The organism is Lysobacter arseniciresistens ZS79 (assembly GCF_000768335.1).
Taxonomy (GTDB): domain Bacteria; phylum Pseudomonadota; class Gammaproteobacteria; order Xanthomonadales; family Xanthomonadaceae; genus Novilysobacter; species Novilysobacter arseniciresistens.
The window spans coordinates 1-16,368 of record NZ_AVPT01000023.1 but is presented as its reverse complement, the minus strand read 5'-3'; the positions used below and the strand labels follow the sequence as shown (position 1 = coordinate 16,368).

General features: G+C 68.5%; 11 protein-coding genes. 5 read left to right on the top strand and 6 right to left on the bottom strand.

What is annotated here, in order from left to right; all coding sequences use genetic code 11:
- Positions 1-16 precede the first annotated feature (16 nt).
- From N799_RS15395 to N799_RS10695, 6 genes are all read right to left on the bottom strand, one after another.
- Positions 17-376 (bottom strand): hypothetical protein, encoded by a 360-nt coding sequence (locus N799_RS15395; protein ID WP_152597910.1) that lies wholly within the window; start codon positions 374-376, stop codon positions 17-19.
- Positions 377-825: 449 nt separating this feature from the next.
- Complete coding sequence (locus tag N799_RS10715) at positions 826-1,350, bottom strand: hypothetical protein (protein ID WP_052101473.1); 525 nt, start codon at positions 1,348-1,350, stop codon at positions 826-828.
- Between the two features lie 227 nt (positions 1,351-1,577).
- Positions 1,578-2,375: a L,D-transpeptidase family protein gene (locus N799_RS10710; RefSeq protein ID WP_052101472.1), complete on the bottom strand. Its 798-nt coding sequence runs from the start codon at positions 2,373-2,375 to the stop codon at positions 1,578-1,580.
- 50 nt (positions 2,376-2,425) lie between these two features.
- Positions 2,426-3,274, bottom strand: coding sequence for a MurR/RpiR family transcriptional regulator (locus N799_RS10705; RefSeq protein ID WP_036212164.1), 849 nt, complete (start codon positions 3,272-3,274; stop codon positions 2,426-2,428).
- 1 nt (position 3,275) lies between these two features.
- Positions 3,276-4,385, bottom strand: a complete 1,110-nt coding sequence (locus tag N799_RS10700; RefSeq protein ID WP_036212161.1) for a dipeptide epimerase — start codon at positions 4,383-4,385, stop codon at positions 3,276-3,278.
- A 32-nt stretch (positions 4,386-4,417) separates the two neighbouring features.
- On the bottom strand, positions 4,418-5,833 hold the full coding sequence (locus N799_RS10695) for a C40 family peptidase (RefSeq protein WP_036212158.1): 1,416 nt from the start codon (positions 5,831-5,833) through the stop codon (positions 4,418-4,420).
- 306 nt (positions 5,834-6,139) lie between these two features.
- Here N799_RS10695 and N799_RS10690 point away from each other — a divergent pair, with 306 nt between their 5' ends.
- The 5 genes from N799_RS10690 to N799_RS10670 all read left to right on the top strand — a co-directional run.
- Positions 6,140-7,669, top strand: coding sequence for a transglutaminase-like domain-containing protein (locus N799_RS10690; RefSeq protein ID WP_081974972.1), 1,530 nt, complete (start codon positions 6,140-6,142; stop codon positions 7,667-7,669).
- Positions 7,670-7,738: 69 nt separating this feature from the next.
- Complete coding sequence (locus N799_RS10685) at positions 7,739-10,789, top strand: TonB-dependent receptor (RefSeq protein WP_036212152.1); 3,051 nt, start codon at positions 7,739-7,741, stop codon at positions 10,787-10,789.
- A gap of 93 nt (positions 10,790-10,882) precedes the next feature.
- Positions 10,883-13,573, top strand: coding sequence for a membrane dipeptidase (locus N799_RS16090; protein WP_081974971.1), 2,691 nt, complete (start codon positions 10,883-10,885; stop codon positions 13,571-13,573).
- Positions 13,574-13,575: 2 nt separating this feature from the next.
- Positions 13,576-14,622 carry a serine hydrolase domain-containing protein gene (locus N799_RS10675; protein WP_036212149.1) on the top strand — a complete coding sequence of 349 codons (1,047 nt, stop codon included), beginning with the start codon at positions 13,576-13,578 and terminating at the stop codon, positions 14,620-14,622.
- Between the two features lie 102 nt (positions 14,623-14,724).
- Positions 14,725-16,368 (top strand): type VI secretion system Vgr family protein (locus N799_RS10670; RefSeq protein ID WP_036212146.1); only part of this gene is annotated, 1,644 nt, incomplete at its 3' end.

Sequence of the window (16,368 nt, the reverse complement as noted above, 5' to 3'; positions counted from 1 at the left end):
GCAGTTGGGGTTGGGTTTACTTGCACGCGATGACCTGGCCCGGAAACACCGCGACCTTCCCAGTTTTGTCTGGGTTGGAAATCACGATCTCTTGCAGCAAGGTTCCTTTGCGAACGCGAACGGACAGGGTGTAAACGCCCTTGTCGTTGGTCTTGGTCCGCGCGATGAGGTCAGGCTTGTCTTTTGCACGCAGGCCAATATCGGCGCCCTTCACGAGTTCGCCGTTGACCACAACCGCGCCAGTAATCGCGCAGCTGCCGCGGCTCATTTCCACAACCGGCTTGGTTGCCAGGACATGCAGTTCAGTCTTGGCCTCGATGACAGCGGCCGACGCGGAGCCTGCGAATAGACTTGCGGCGAGAATTAGGTATTTCATCAAAGGGCCTCCTTTTGTTTAGTGGGTATCCACAACTACCCATCAAAAGGCCTAACCAATCGAGCGCAACCCCCTTTCACAAAATTCTGGCAATAAAAAACCCGCGGGGTGAGCCGCGGGTTTGGGAGGAGTTGGACAGGAGGGTTATCTAACTCTACCCAGGCATCATCCAATCAGAAGTTTCATCGAGCGCAAGAGGGTGCGAATAAAAAACCCGCAGTTGCTTGCGGGTTTGAGCCTTGGATAACCATCGGGAGAAATGGGTGAACAGCCCCGGCTCGCCTTTCAGATAACCACCGTTTCAGAAATTGGCAAGGGGTATGAGGCTTTCATGGGTATACATACATACCCATGAACATCCAGAGCCCCCGTCCTGGGGCGTGGCCTGCGGGCCACCTGGCCGAGCCGTCCTGGCCCGGCTGGCCGCAAGCGGCCTGGTGGACAGTGGATCAGGGGCGACGGATTGGCTTGGAGCCAGAAGTGGGAGGTTGGGGGGTTGAGGCGTCCAGGGCGGCGGCATGTTCTTCCGATCGCGCTATGTCGCGCGCAAGACGGCCTTCCATCCGAAGGGTGTTGGCCTGGTTTTCCAGATCGCTTGCATCCTCCGGGTAGCCGAGGATGTTGAACACCTGGACCCAGAACTGGGCAGCCCGGATGAACCCCACGCGTGGGCCAACCTCACCCCTGCGCCGGCCGGTGCGGCTGGGCGCAGTCTTGGGGTTGGGCAGGGGCAGGGAAGGCCTGGCGTGTTCGGGCGTGGGCTCCATGATTTCCGCCAGCTCTTCAATCGGCAGCTGCCAGATCCCATCGACCTTCCTGGCGTTGGGATACACCCCGTCCGTCATTCGTTGCCGAACCCGCTGGATGGCGCCGCGGGTGTTCTTCTTGCCAAGCACATGAGCGACTTCCTCGACCCGAAGGGTGGGCCGCAGTGGGAAGTTCTCGATGAGGTAGCGAAGCGTGGCTTGGCTCATTTCTGGGACAAATACTGGGACAAAAAAGTGATGTTCAGGGGTGTTTGAGGGTGTAAAATCAGCCCTGGTCAGTTGGAAGGGCCTTCGTAAGTCCCTGATATGTAAGGGTAGAAGGGCGTTCCAGCTAACTGACCCCTTCCTTAGGAGGGGGACGCTCTATCCAGCTGAGCTACGGGGCCATCCGGACGATTATCGCAGAGACCGGCGGGGATGGCCTCCCCTGCGGCTCATTCGGGCGCGGGCAATCCCCATGCCCGTTGCAGGCGCCGGAGCTCCGCCTCGGGCAGCAGTACGAACACCGGGGCCGCCTCCGGCCGCAGCCAGCCGAGCAGCCGGTCCATCGTCTCCGGCGCCATCGCGGTGCAGCCGGCGGTGGGCGTGTCCGGCGTCTTCCACAGGTGGGCGAAGATGCAGCTGCCGGCCTGCGGCACGGCCTGCCCGTTGTGCTCGACCACGAACCCGAGCCGGTAGCGCTGGTCGCCATCGGCGTGGATGTCGCGGCGCATCGGCTCGGTCGAGTCCTTGACCGCGGCGGCGCCGACCTCGGTGCTGTCGACGATGCGGTTGTAGAGCGGCGAGGCGGGGACGTCGATGCAGTAGTCGCCCGCGTCCATCGGCGCGTAGGGCAGGGCGGTGGCGGCGGCCGGCGCGTAGCCGAATGCGGTGCCGATGGCGAACACCCCTGCCGGTGCCCGGCCGTCGCCTTCGCGTTTGACCGGGCCGTCGCCCTGTGGCGCATGCAGGCCGAGGCCCCAGCCGCTGCCACTGCGGCCGACGGTGACCGGCGCCGGCTCTCCGACCCGCTGCCACGCGGCCTTGACCGACGCGCGCCGGTAGGTCGCCAGTTCCCCTTCGGGCGCGTCCCAGTCGGGCACGGTCACCAGCACCAGTTGTTGCGCATCCGACCACGCCGCAGACGGCGAGGAACCAGAGCCCGTGTGGGCGCAGCCGGACAGGGCAGCGACGGCCACCAGCAGTGAGGTGATGGTCAGCCGGTTGAACGCGGTACGGGTGGGTGGTCGCATACGGTCTCCTGCGGGCATGTCGTGCGTGGCCGGGCCGGCGCCCGGGGCGATCACCCTTCCAGCATCGGCTGGATCCGCTCCATCGTCGCCTGCAGGCGTTCCATCCGTCCCGACTCGCACAGCCGCACGAACACGCGGTCCAGCAGGTGCTGCAGCGCTGACCGGTACAGCAGCGGCTCGATGTGGGCGCGCTCGTCGTGGGCGGACACCAGTAGCGACAGGTCGGCATTGGCGCGCAGCGGGTTGGAACTGTGGCGGGTGATGCTCACGACGGTGCCCCCCTGCTCGCGGAACAGCCGCCCGATCTGGCACAGGGCGGGTTGCTTGCCGTGCTCGGAGAACACCAGCAGCACGTCGCCCGGCACGGCTGCCGACACGCTCGCGGTCATGTGGGCGGTGTCGAAGTTGTGCACGGTGAGGATGCCCAGCAGCGACAGCCGCAGGGCGATCGCCCGGGCCGGGATGTCGTCCTCGCCGAGGCCGATGATGAAGACCTTGCCGCCGGCGGAGGCGCCCAGCAGGGCCGAGACCACCGCCTCGAGCGTTGCCGGCGGGTTGATCGAACGGGTTTCCTCCTCGGCCTGGCTCTTGCGCAGCCACAGCTCCATGCCGGCGTCGGCCGGCAGCGCCGCGGGTGTGCCGGAGTCGCCCGCGTCGTCGCCGTTGTCGGCCCGCGCGATCGCCTCGCCGACCGAGTACTTGAGGTCCGGGTACCCCTTGAAACCGAGCTTCTGGCAGAACTTCACCACACTCGACTGGCTGATCCCCAGCGCGTTGGCCAGTTGCTGCGAGGAGTAGTCGCGCAGCAGCTGGGCGTTGTCGAGCACGAAGTCGGCGATGCGGCGCTCGATCGCCGACATCCGGTCGCGCTCGGCGCGGATCCTCAGCAGCGCCGACACGTCAGGCGGCCGCGCTGCCCGGGATCGGCTCGAGCCCGCGGATATCCCGGATGCCCAGGCCCGGCGCGTCGCTGACCGAGATCTCCGATTCGTTGAACGTCACCCCACCCGCGACCGGGTCGAACTGGCACAGCGACGGCCCGTCGAGGTCGATCTTGGTGATCACGTCGGCCTTGGCCACCGCCACGTGCACCGCCGCGGCGACGCTGATGCTGGATTCGAGCATGCAGCCGATCATGCACTCGACGCCGTGCAGCGCGGCGATGTCGGCGATGCGGATCGCGTTGGAGATGCCACCGGTCTTCATCAGCTTGATGTTGATGATGTCGGCCGCGCGCAGGTTGATCAGCTCGATCACCTCCATCGGGCCGAACACGCTCTCGTCGGCCATGATCGGCGTGTGCACCCGCTCGGTGACGTAGCGCATGCCTTCCAGGTCGCGGGCCTTGACCGGTTGCTCCACCAGCTCCAGCCGCACGCCGGCGTCCTCCAGCGTGGTGATCGCGTAGACCGCCTGCTTGGCGGTCCAGCCCTGGTTGGCGTCGAGGCGGAGCAGTGCGCGGTTCTCGACTGCGGCGTAGATCGCCTTGATCCGCTCGATGTCGACGCCGATGTCCTTGCCGACCTTGATCTTCAAGGAGTCGAAGCCGCGCTCGACCGCGCTGATCGAGTCGGCCACCATCTTGTCGATGGTGTCGACGCTGATGGTGATGTCGGTGGTGATGACCGGGTCGCCGCCGCCGAGCATCTTGTACAGCGGCGCGCCATAGAGCTGGCCGAACAGGTCGTAGACCGCGATCTCCACCGCCGCCTTGGCGCTGGAGTTCTTCTCCATCGAGGTCTGCACCAGCCGGGTGATGCGGTTGAGGTTGGCGATCTCCTCGCCGATCAGGCGCGGCGAGATGTAGTGGCGGATCGCGTCGACGATGGAACCGTGGGTGTCGCCGGTGATGACCGCGGTGGCCGGCGCCTCGCCGTAGCCGACGTGGCCGGTGTCGGTATGCACCATCACCACGATGTCCTCGACCCGCTCGACGGTGCGCAGCGCGGTCTTGAACGGCGTCTTCAGCGGTACCCGCAGCATGCCGAACTGGATGTCGGTGATCTTCATGGCTTGTGTGTCGTTGTCCGTGTGGCCGCCGCTCAGCGGGGCAGGTCGAGGGTGCCGTGCGGGCGCACGATGCTGGTCATGCGGTCCACGTAGCTTTCATTCCGGTTGAACATCATCGGCAGCAACGGCGTGACCGAAACGCCGTTGAGCGCCATCGAGCGCAACTCGCCGTCGGCGCCGAGCACGCTGCCGCCGTTGGTGTCGTGGATCACGTAGGGCGCACCGTCGACGCGGCCGATCACCATCATCACGTGGCCCGGGATGTAGACCAGGTCGCCCACCTGCAGCCGCGCGACCGCGGCCATGCGGGTGGCACGGTCGTCGTCCTTGCCGAACGTGACATGCGACAGCGCCGGGCTGACCGCCTGCGCACTGGTGTTGCGCGGCACCTGCACGCCCATGCTGCGGTAGATCTCGGAGACGAAGCCGCTGCAGTCGCGTGCGTTGTACGAATGGCCCCAGCCGTAGCGCTCGCCGAGGAACTTGAAGGCCTGGGTGACCAGGTTGGCGCGGGTCAGCGGCAGGTAGCCGGGCTGGCTGTCGGCGATGCGCTGCAGCAGTGCGGGGGCGAAGGCGAGGCTGCCGTCGTCGTTGCGCACCGGCAGCTTCAGGATGTGCGCGGTGTACGGGTGCTGGCCGTTGACCGGCTGGTCGGGTGGCAGGTCGGCCAGTGGCACGCGCACGCCCATGTCGAGCTGCAGCTGCGAGACGCGCGGCTCCTCGCGGGTGAACACGGTGTGCTCGGTCGCGCCGGTGACGACACGGTAGGCCGCAGCGTCGACGTAACCGGACACCTGCTCCGCGCTGCCTTCGGCGACATGCTTCTTCTCGATCCACGCCGCGTAGCGCGGGCTGACCACGAACAACCAGTCACCGTCGCCGCTTTCATGTGCAATGACGACGGGTGTGCCCGGGAACAGCGCGCTTTCCTGCAAGCGGTCGATGTCGGTCTCGCCCTGGCGGCTGAACATGCGCTGCGCGGTCGGGAAGGTGCGCAGCGCGGCGCGATGGACCACCAGGCCGTGGCGGGTCGGCTGGCTGGTCGGCACCGCGTCGAGCGCGAGGTTGGCAACCATCGCGTCCAGCGTTGCGGCAGGCACCGGGTTGCCGTCCACGTCCCAGCGTTCGCCGGTGGGCCGTTGCGACAGGTCCTCGATCCAGCCGCGGACGGTCGCCGCATCAAGCGTGGCCGGCAGTGCCCGCAGGTCGTGCATCGACGCGTCCAGTTGCCACAGGCGTGCGTTCCGGGTGTCGATCGCGGCGGGCGTCATCAGGACGCGGTCGGCCTGCTCCATGCGGCCGACCCAGAACGCCGGATCGAGGTGCTGTGGCTGGACCCCGACTACGCCATGGGCGGGGACGGACGGCGGAGCGGTCTCGCGCGCGGTGGCGGGGCCGCCCAGCAGCAGGGCGACGGCGAGGCAGGCGGCAAAACGGGTCAGGCGCATGGGCGTGGCGTTGCGTGGCGAAACAGGACGGCTGCAGGAAGCATACGGGGCGCGTGCGGGCGGGACGGCGGCCGCATAGGGCCGTGGAGCTGTCGCGATGGCCATTCCCCGTCCCCTTGCTGCGGCATCGGCGCCGTTGTGCACTGCGGAATACGTGATTCTTATAGCACACAGCATCGGAATAATTTATTGACCGACTTGTGACGGCGTGCTACACACTTCGTCGCGAGTGGGTATCCGTAGGGGAAGCAACGGGTGTACACGGTTCGACACCAGCTTGGCGACACATGTTTCCGGCAACGGCCGGTGCGGCATGCCTGCGCGCTGCTGCTGGTCACGGCGCTGCTGGCCGGCTGCGGTGCCCGGGCGTCGACGGATGTGCCGGCGGCCACGGGTGACGGCGATTCGAGCGCGGGTGCCGCAGCGACCGACGCCGTTGTCGACACGGTCGTCGCGCTGGTCGACGGCGACCGTTTTGAAGCAGCCGAAGCGGCGATAGCCGCCGCCCTGGCCGACGATGGCACATCCGCCGCATCGCGACGGGCGCTGCTTTTCCAGCGCGAACGCATGCGCCGGATCCTGATCGACTTCCGACTCGACGAGGACGACGTGCGCGCACGCCTGCGCCAGGCGATCCCCGACCTGCGCGACGACGAGTTCGCGCGCTGGAAGACGACGAACCTGCTCGAGCACCGGGTGATCGACGGCCGGACGCTGTACTTCGTCCGCGCGGTGCCGAACCTGTTCCGCCTGAGCCCGGAGGCCGCTGCCCGCCGCGCCGACCCCAAGCCCTTCAGCCAAGGGCCGATGGAGTCGCCGAACGCGCACCACGCCGCCATCACCGAGGCCGCCCGCGAGAGCGGCGACAGCAACGTGCTGCCGCGCCGGGTACACGTCACCCAGTCGATCACGGTCGATCCCGACGCGGTGCCGGCCGGCGAGACCGTCCGCGCCTGGATCCCGTTCCCGCGCGCGATTCCCGGCCAGCAGGAAGACATCCGCCTGCTCGAAAGCCGTCCGGCGCAGGCCCGCGTTGCGCCCGAATCGACCGCCCAGCGCACCGTCTACCTGGAGCGCGTCTCCCGCGCCGGCGAGCCGACCAGGTTCTCGATCGACTACGAGCTGATCCTGTACGCGCAGCGCCACACCATCGACCCGGATCGAGTGGTGCCGGCACCGGCGGCGGAAACGCTGGCGCCGCATCTCGCCGAACGCCCGCCGCACATCGTGTTCACCCCTGCGCTGCGGGCGTTCTCGCGCAAGGTGGTGGGCGACGAGACCAACCCGTACCGGATCGCGCAGAAGCTCTTCGCCGCGGTCGACGACATCCCGTGGGCCGGTGCCCGCGAGTACTCCACCATCACCAACATCAGCGACTACGCGCTGCATGCCGGCCACGCCGACTGCGGCCAGCAGACCCTGCTGCTGATGACCCTGCTGCGCCTCAATGGCATCCCCGCGCGCTGGCAGTCGGGCATGGTCTATTCCGACGGCGACTACTGGAACCTGCACGACTGGGGCTGGATGTACCTGGCCCCGTACGGCTGGGTGCCGATGGACGTGACCACCGGCCGCTTCGAAGGCGCCACCGCCGCCGACGGCTCCAGCCTGGAATGGTTCTACCTCGGCGGCCTGGACGCCTACCGGATCGCCTTCAACGACGACTACGGCACCGGGTTCGTCCCGGCCAAGCAGCACTTCCGTTCCGAGACCGTCGACTCCCAGCGGGGCGAGGTCGAGTGGGACGGCGGCAACCTGTACTTCGACCAGTGGGACTACGACTTCGAGGCACGGGTCCTGCCGGACACCGCCAGGACGGCGCGCGGCAACGACTGAAGCAACCGACATCCACGCGACGGCCCTGTCCCGTGCAGGCCGATCACCGACCAGAACGCCGGAGGGGGCATGAACAGCAGGACCTTGCAAAGAAGTGCGCTTTCGATCGCCATGGGGCTGTGCCTCGCAACGCTTGCGCCAGTGGCGATGGCACAGGACGGCGCCGTGGTCGGCGTCTCGGAGGCCGGCGCGCAGGTGACCGTGCGCAACCCGCAGACCGGCTTCACCCGCACGGTGACGGCCGATGCGAACGGTGACTACCGGTTCTCCTACCTGCCGGTGGGCACCTACGAGTTGCAGGCGACCGCCAACGGCCAGCCGGTCGGGGAGCCGGTGCAGGTGCGGGTCGGTCTCGGCAACGCCACCTATGTCGGTGCCAGCGACGCGGTCACCAGCCTCGGCACCGTGCAGGTGGTCGGTTCGCGCGTGATCAACGCGGTCGATGTCAGCTCGACCGAGTCTGCCACCAACGTGACCGCCGAGGAGATCCAGCGGTTGCCGGTGGAGCGCAGCGTGTCGTCCGTCGCGTTGCTCGCGCCGGGCGTGGCCGCGGGCTCGGCGGCGTTCGGCGGCATCTCGTTCGGTGGTTCCTCGGTGGCGGAGAACGCGTTCTACCTCAACGGCCTGAACGTCACCGACTTCTACAACCGCGTTGGCTTCTCGGAAGCGCCGTTCGACTTCTACCAGGAGTTCCAGGTCAAGACCGGCGGCTACTCGGTCGAGTTCGGCCGCACCACCGGCGGCGTGGTCAACGCGGTGGCCAAGTCGGGCACCAACGAGTTCCACTCCGGCGGCAAGCTGGTCTACAGCCCCAGCGAGTGGCGCTCCGACGCGCGTGACAGCCACCTCGACGGCGAGCGTTACCTGACCCGCAGCCGTGACACCACCGACTCCACCCGCATGAACATCTGGGCCTCCGGCCCGCTGGTGCGCGACCGCCTGTTCTTCTTCGCGATGTACGAAGGTCGGCAGGTCGACCCGGAAAACACCAACAACCTCGGCACCAGCTTCACCCGCAGCGCATCGGATGACGGCTTCTGGGGCGCGACCCTGGACTGGCAGGTCACCAACAACAACCTGCTGAGCCTGATGGCGTTCTCCAACGAGAACCGCTTCGACAGCAGCACCTACGGATACGATTTCGACACCGGCGAAGTCGGCGACAAGATCAGCGACCGCTACACCGAGGCCGGTGGCCGGAACTGGGCGTTGACCTGGACCTCGTACCTCACCGACGACCTGTCGATGAAGGTCATGCACGGCCAGACCGAGCGCAAGGACTTCGCCGCCTCGCCCAACGACGCCGCCTGCAACTTTGTCTCCGCCGGCACCGGCGTGCCCGACCCGGGCGTTCCGCTGGGCTGTACCAGCAACCTCAGCATGTACGACCGCCTGGACGAACGCGAGCAGACCCGCGTCGACTTCGAGTGGTCGCTCGGTGACCACCGCCTGCGCTTCGGCGTCGACCGCGAGGCGAACACCTCGGACCTCAGCCAGGCGTACTCCGGCCCCGGCGGCGTGATGTACGGCGTCACCGCGACCACGCCCGGCGCGTCGATCCCCGACGCGGGCATCGTCCCCGACGGCTACTTCGCCTACGTCCGCGCGCGCCAGTACGAGATCTTCGGCAACTTCGAGTCGACCAACAACGCGTTCTACATCGAGGACAACTGGTCGGTCACCGACAACCTGATCCTCAACATGGGCATCCGCAACGAGTCCTTCGACAACAAGGACGGCCTGGGCGCGACCTACATCGAAATGGACGACATGTGGTCGCCGCGGCTGGGCTTCTCCTGGGACATGCGCGGGGATGGCACCACCAAGCTGTTCGGCAACGTCGGGCGCTACTTCCTGCCGGTCGCCAACGTCATCAACATCAAGCAGGGCGGCGCGCTGCTTGATGCGCGGACGTTCTACGGCTTCGAGGGCTGGGAAATCCGCGAGCACAACGGCGTCGAGTACGCCTTCCCGATCCTTGGCGAGCAGTTCGGCTTCGACAACAGCCAGGGCGACGGCACCGTCGGCGACCTGCGCTCGGAGGTCGATGCCGACATGGACCAGGTCTACCAGGACGAGCTGATCCTCGGCTTCCAGCAGCAGCTCAGCCAGGCGTGGTCGTGGGGCGTGCGCGGCATCTACCGCAAGCTCAACAACGCGATCGACGACATCAACATCACCGCGACCCACTGCGGCCGGCTGGATGTCGACCCTGACCGGTCGGGATACCAGTCGCTGTGGGTGATGGCCAACCCGGGTGAACAGCTCACGATCTGGGGCGATTCGGACTGCGACGGCGTCAACGACGGCTACATCGACATCGACACCTCGCAGGCCGGCTACTGGACCGAGGCCGACAACTACGTGTTCACCGACGGCGAGTGGGAGTACGTCGGTTCCACCCCGACCGGCCAGCGCGGCTGGGTCAAGCCGCGCCGCACCTACAAGGCGCTGGAGTTCCAGGTCGACCGCGCGTGGGACGAGAAATGGATGTTCAACGCCTCGTACACGCTGTCATGGAACGAGGGCAACGCCGAGGGTCCGGTCAACACCGACACCAACTTCGGCGACACCGGCCGTACCGAGAATTTCGACGACCCGTTCGTCAACCTCGATGGCTACGGCCCGCTGGCCAACGACCACCGCCACCAGATCAAGCTGCGAGGCACCTACGCACTGAACGAGAACTGGCGCGTGGGCGGCACGGTGGACGCGAAGTCGGGCGGCCCGATCACCGCTTTCGGCGTCGGCAACCCCTACAACTGGAAGAGCTACCACAGCTACTACGTGTGCGTGGAGAACTGCACCCGCCCGGATGACGCGGTCGAGGGCGACACCTGGAGCACCGCCGACCGCGTGTTCGAGCACTCGCCGCGCGGTGGCGAGGGCCGGATGCCTTGGACCGTGGATATCGGCGCCAGCGTCACCTACGAGCGCAACTTCGGGCTGGCCAACTTCCAGGCCAAGCTGGCGGTCTACAACCTGCTCAACGACCAGGAGCCGGTTTGGGTCTACCAGGACCTGGAAACCGGCGTCGGCAACCGCGACCCGTACTTCGGCCAGGAGCGCTACCTGCAGGCCCCGCGCTACGCACAGCTGACTCTCTCCCTGTCGTACTGAGGCAGACCCCCTTGGCGGCCTGCGGCGGCAGGCCGCCTTCTTTTTCGCCGGCACGCGGCCCCGCGTCCCGTGCGCCATGGAGGCAACTCGACGATGAGAGCAATCCCGCTGTGCGCTCTGCTGCTCGCCCTGTCCGGCAACGCCCGGGCCGGCGACCCGCTGACCATCGACACCCACGTCGATATCCCCTCCGACTACATGCATGATCCGCGCTTCGACGTCGGCACCGACACGTACCTTCGGGTCGACCTCGGCAAGATGGAACGCGGCGGGCTGGATGCGGCGTTCTTCGTGATCTACGTCGAGCAGGGGCCGCGCACCCCCGAGGGCTACGCCAAGGCAATGGCCCAGGCCGAGCGCAAGTACTCGGCCATCGAAATGATGCTGTCGCGCTACCCGGACCGTATCCGGCTGGCGACCACGCCGGCGCAGGTGCGGGCCAACCACGATGCCGGCCTGCTGTCGGCGATGATCGGCATCGAGAACGGCTACTCGCTTGGCCTCGACCTCGCCAACCTCGACGCCGCCTACGCCCGTGGCGCCCGCTACCTCGGCCTGACGCACACCGGCCACAATGACATCTGCACCAGTTCCGGCGCGCGGCCGGAGCTCGGCGACGAGCCGGCGGGCGATGTGGGACTGAGCGGTTTCGGCCGCAAGGTCGTGCAGCGCGCCAACGCGATCGGGATGATGGTGGACGTGTCGCACGCGTCGGATGCCTGCGTGCGCGATGTGCTGGCGTTTTCAACGGCGCCGGTCATCGCCTCGCACTCATCGGCCCGCGCGTTGGCCGACCACCCGCGCAACCTCGACGACACCCTTCTGCGTGCGATCGGCGACAAGGGCGGCGTTGTGCAGATCGTCGCCTACACCTACTTCCTCAAGCCCGACCCCGCGCGCGAGGCTGCCGAGACCGCGCTGGCGGAGCAGGTCGCCCGCAGCATCGGCGCCGACGAATTCGACAGCGACCTGCACGGCGAGCTGCCGGCCTACGTCGCGGGAATGGCGCGGATCGAGCGCGACCACCCGATCGCCACCCTCGACGACTATCTCGACCACATCGACCACGCGGTGGACGTCGCCGGAATCGACCACGTCGGCATCGCCTCCGACTTCGACGGTGGCGGTGCGATCACCGGCTGGATGGACGCGTCCGAAACCGCCAACGTCACCGCCGGCCTGCGTCGCCGCGGTTACGACGAAGCCGGGATCGCGAAACTCTGGGGCGGCAACCTGCTGCGGGTCTGGGAGGGCGTGGAGCGGGTGGCCGGGCAGGGCGGGGCGGTTGCCCCGTATGACCGGATCGTCGACGCGATCATGGCGCGCTACGACCTGCCGGGACTTGCGCTGGGCGTGATCGAAGATGGCAAGGTGGTCTATCGCGGCACCCGCGGTGAAACCGTCGCCGGCAGCGGTGATGCGGTCGACGCGGACACCGTGTTCAAGATCGCCTCCAACACCAAGGCGATGACCGCGGCGCTGCTGGCCCGGCTGGTCGATGCCGGCAGGCTGCGCTGGGACGATCCGGTCGTGAAGCACCTGCCGCGGTTCCGCATGCACGACGACTGGATCACGCGCGGGATGCAGGTGCGCGACCTGCTGATCCACAACGCCGGCCTGCGTGAGGGCGCCGGCGACTTGATGCTGTGGCCGGAGCCCAACCTCTTCACCCGCGACGACATCATCGCCGGGCTCGCCCACCTGAAGCCGCAGCAGAGCTTCCGCTCCGGCTACGCCTACGACAACCTGCTGTACGTGGTGGCCGGCGAGGTCGCCGCCGCGGCCGGAGGCGCGCCGTACGAGGAGTTGATGCGGCGCGAGGTGTTCGAACCGCTTGGGCTGGAGCGCTGCCGGGTCGGCGCGTTCGACCGCGATGCGCTCGGCAACGTCGCCCAGCCACACACGCGCGGGCAGGGCGGCAACGTCGCGATGCGACTCGACCCGCCGCAGGTTCCCGCGATCACCTCGGCCGCGGCTGGCGGCATCCGCTGCAGCCTCGACGACATGTTGGCCTGGGCGCGCAACTGGCTCGCGCCGACCGCGGCGCAACTGGAATGGCTCCCCCAGGAGCGCCGCGCCGAGCTGTGGACCGCGCACACGCCGATGCCGGTATCGCAGCGGCGCCGCGACTGGGACGACACCCGCTTCTACGCGTACGGATACGGCTGGCGGCTGGCCGACATCGACGGCGAATGGAGCGTGTCGCACACCGGCACGCTCGGCGGCATGTACTCGCAACTGCACCTGCTGCCCGACCTCGGCGACGGCTTCGTCTTCATGATCAACGGCGACGCCGACGAGGCGCGCACGGTGCTGAACCAGGTGCTGGTCGAACGCCTGACGCCGGATGGCGAGGCGCGTAGCGTGGCCGAAGTCGCCGCCGCGCTGGCGCAGCGAAGCGGTGGCGCCGCTGCGTCCACGGCGCTGCCGGATACCTCGTCGCGCCGTCCCGCGACCGCGGCGTCGGCGTCGCAATGGCTCGGCACCTGGCGCGATCCGTGGTTCGGCGAGGCCACGATCTGCCCGGCCGGCGACCGCGTCGAGTTCCGCTCGGCGAAGTCGCCACGGCTCAGTGGCGACCTCATGCGCGTCGGTGACCGCCACCTCGTCGACTGGCACGCCGACCACGCCGAGGCCTGGGCCGACTTCAGCGTCGCTGACGGCGCCCGCCGGCTGGTGATGGCCAAGGTCGATCCGCAGGCCGACTTCAGCTACGACTACGAAGACCTCGCATTCGTCCGCACGGGTGCCTGTCCGGCCACGCCGGCCACGAAGGGAGAGTAGCCATGCACGTTCCACTGACACTGCTGGCATCGACCGCGCTGCTGGCCGGCTGCGCCACCTCGGGCGACCGGATCGCGCACGTCGAAGCGGTGATGCGCGACTACGCCGGCAATGTGCCCGGCGCCTCGGTGCTGGTGATGCACGACGGCAGGCCGGTGGTGCGGCGCGGATTCGGCCGCGCGGACCTCGAGGCCGGTGCGGCGGCGACGCCGTCCACCAACTACCGGCTCGCCTCGGTGTCCAAGCAGTTCACCGCCGCCGCCATCCTGCTGCTGGCCGAGGACGGGCGGCTCGACCTCGACGACCCGGTACGCACCTGGCTGCCGTCGCTGCCCGCCGCGGTCGAACCGGCCACGATCCGCCACCTGCTCACCCACACCTCGGGGCTGGTCGACTACGAGGACGTGATTCCCGGCTCGATGACCTGGCAACTGCGCGACGCCGACGTGCTCAAATTGCTTGAGTCGCAGGACCGCACCTATTTCGCCCCGGGCAGTGACTACCGCTACAGCAACAGCGGCTACGCGCTGCTGGCGCTGATCGTCGAGCGCGCCTCCGGCCGCGATTACCCCGGCTTCCTCCGCGAACGGATCTTCCTGCCGCTGGGCATGGCCAACACCCTCGCGTATGTCCGCGAAGGCCCGCCGGTTCCGCACCGGGCATGGGGCTACAGCCTGGTCGACGGTCAGTGGCAGCGCACCGACCAGAGCCAGACCAGCGCGGTGCTCGGCGATGGCGGTATCTACTCGTCGATCGACGATCTGGCCCGCTGGGATGCCGCGCTCTACGACGACCGCCTGCTCTCCGACGCGTCGCGCGCCCTGGCCTTCGCGCCCGCCACGCCAACCGACGACCCGGCCGTGGAGTACGGCTACGGCTGGCGCATCTCCGGCGAAACCCTGTGGCACTCGGGCGAGACGATGGGGTTCCGCAATGTCCTTGTGCGCTGGCCGCAACGGCGGCTCACCGTCGTCGTGCTGACCAACCGCAACCACCCCGAGCCATACGCGATGGCGCTGGAGATCGCGCGGCCGTGGTTGCAGGATTGAACGGCTCCGGCTGACGGCCACCGCCCCGGCGGGGTATCCTTCGCCGGCCGTCCCGTCGCGGGGCGGCGATCAAGCACGACCACCAAACGGATTTGGTACGCCATGGACAGGACGTTCCCTGCTACGCCGCTGGCGCTCGCCAGCGCGCTGCTCTCGCAAGACACCCGCCTGATCGAGATCGACCTGCCCGCCGCCGGGCCGGGCGATTCGCTGGTGGTCGAACGCTTCACCGGCCACGAGGCCGTGTGCGCGGATTTCCGCTTCGACATCGACTGCCTGTCGACCTCGGCCTTCATCGAGCCGCTGGGCCTGGTCGGGCAGGCGGTCTCGCTGCGCGTGCGCAAGGCCGACGGCAGTCACCGCCACTGGCACGGCCACTGCACCCGGATCGCGCCGCTGGGCAGCGATGGCGGGCTGGCCCGCTACCGTCTGGTGATGGAGCCGTGGACCGCGTTCCTGCGGCTGCGGCGCAACGCACTGGTGTTCCAGGAGCTGGACGCGCTGGGCGTGATCGAGCGGATCCTCGACGACTACCCGCAGGCCGCGCTGAGGGTCGATGTCAGCCAGCCGCTGCCGGTGTATCCGATCACCACCCAGTACCGCGAGAGCGACCACGCGTTCGTGTTCCGCCTGCTGGCCGATGCCGGGCTGGCGTGGCGTTTCGAGCACGTGCAGGGCGCGGCCGGCGACGGCGAGGCCGGCCACGCGCTGGTGGTGTACGACCGCGCCGCCACGGCGCCCGACGCCGCGCCGTCGATGCTGCGCTTCCACCGCAGCGACATCACCGAGTCGCAGGACGCCATCAACCACTTCACCGAGCAGCGCCAGGTCACCGCCAACGCCTTCACCACCGCCAGTTGGCAGCCGGAACAGGTCGAGGCCGTCTCCGCCACCCTGGCGGGTGACGCGGCCGGCCCCCGCGTGCCGGCGCTGGAGGTCTACACGGTTCCGCGCAGTGGGCGTTTCGCCACGCGCACGGATGCCGAGCAGACCGCCGAACTCAGGCTGGACGCCCTGCGCCTGCCGCAGCGCCTACACGCCGGTGCGGGCAGCGGCCGCGGGATGGCGCCGGGCGCAGCGTTCACCCTGACCCAGCATCCGGATCTCTCCGGCGAGCGCTTCCTGCCGCTGGCCGTCGAGCACGTCGCGGCCAACAACCTCGGCAGCGGCGTCGTTGAACTGCTCGACCACGCCGATCTCGAGCGCGGCAGCTACCGCAACCGGTTCGTCGCGGTGCCGGCCGAGACCGCCGTCGTCCCGTTCGCCCGTCCCAAGCCCACCGCCCCCGGCGCCCAGACCGCGCGCGTGGTCGGCCTGCCGGACGCCGCCGTCACCAGTACCCGCGACCACCAGGTACGCGTCCAGTTCCCGTGGCAGCGCGGCGTGGCCCCGAATCCGGGCGGCCTGACCGACACCGGTTCCAGCGCCAGTCCCGACGGCCACGCCCCCGGCGACGCCACCAGCGGCACCTGGGTCCGCGTGGCCGAATGGCAGGCCGGCCCCAACTGGGGCAGCCACGCCCTGCCGCGGGTCGGCAGCGAGGTCCTCGTCGAGTTCCTGCACGGCGACATCGACCAGCCCGTCATCACCGGCCAGCTCTACAACGGCGAGGTCGCCCCGCCGTTCGCACTGGCCGACGCCAGCAACCATCCCGGCACCCTGTCCGGCCTGCACAGCCGGTCGCTGGACGGCAGCGGGACCCAGCAATGGGTGCTCGACGACGCCCCCGGCCAGCTGCGTCAACGC

Bases quoted from the DNA above. Each gene is read 5' to 3' on its own strand.
- N799_RS15395 (WP_152597910.1), bottom strand. From the start codon at position 376: ATGAAATACCTAATTCTCGCCGCAAGTCTATTCGCAGGCTCCGCGTCG.
- N799_RS10715 (WP_052101473.1), bottom strand. From the start codon at position 1,350: ATGAGCCAAGCCACGCTTCGCTACCTCATCGAGAACTTCCCACTGCGG.
- N799_RS10710 (WP_052101472.1), bottom strand. From the start codon at position 2,375: ATGCGACCACCCACCCGTACCGCGTTCAACCGGCTGACCATCACCTCA.
- N799_RS10700 (WP_036212161.1), bottom strand. From the start codon at position 4,385: ATGAAGATCACCGACATCCAGTTCGGCATGCTGCGGGTACCGCTGAAG.
- N799_RS10695 (WP_036212158.1), bottom strand. From the start codon at position 5,833: ATGCGCCTGACCCGTTTTGCCGCCTGCCTCGCCGTCGCCCTGCTGCTG.
- N799_RS10685 (WP_036212152.1), top strand. From the start codon at position 7,739: ATGAACAGCAGGACCTTGCAAAGAAGTGCGCTTTCGATCGCCATGGGG.
- N799_RS16090 (WP_081974971.1), top strand. From the start codon at position 10,883: ATGAGAGCAATCCCGCTGTGCGCTCTGCTGCTCGCCCTGTCCGGCAAC.
- N799_RS10675 (WP_036212149.1), top strand. From the start codon at position 13,576: ATGCACGTTCCACTGACACTGCTGGCATCGACCGCGCTGCTGGCCGGC.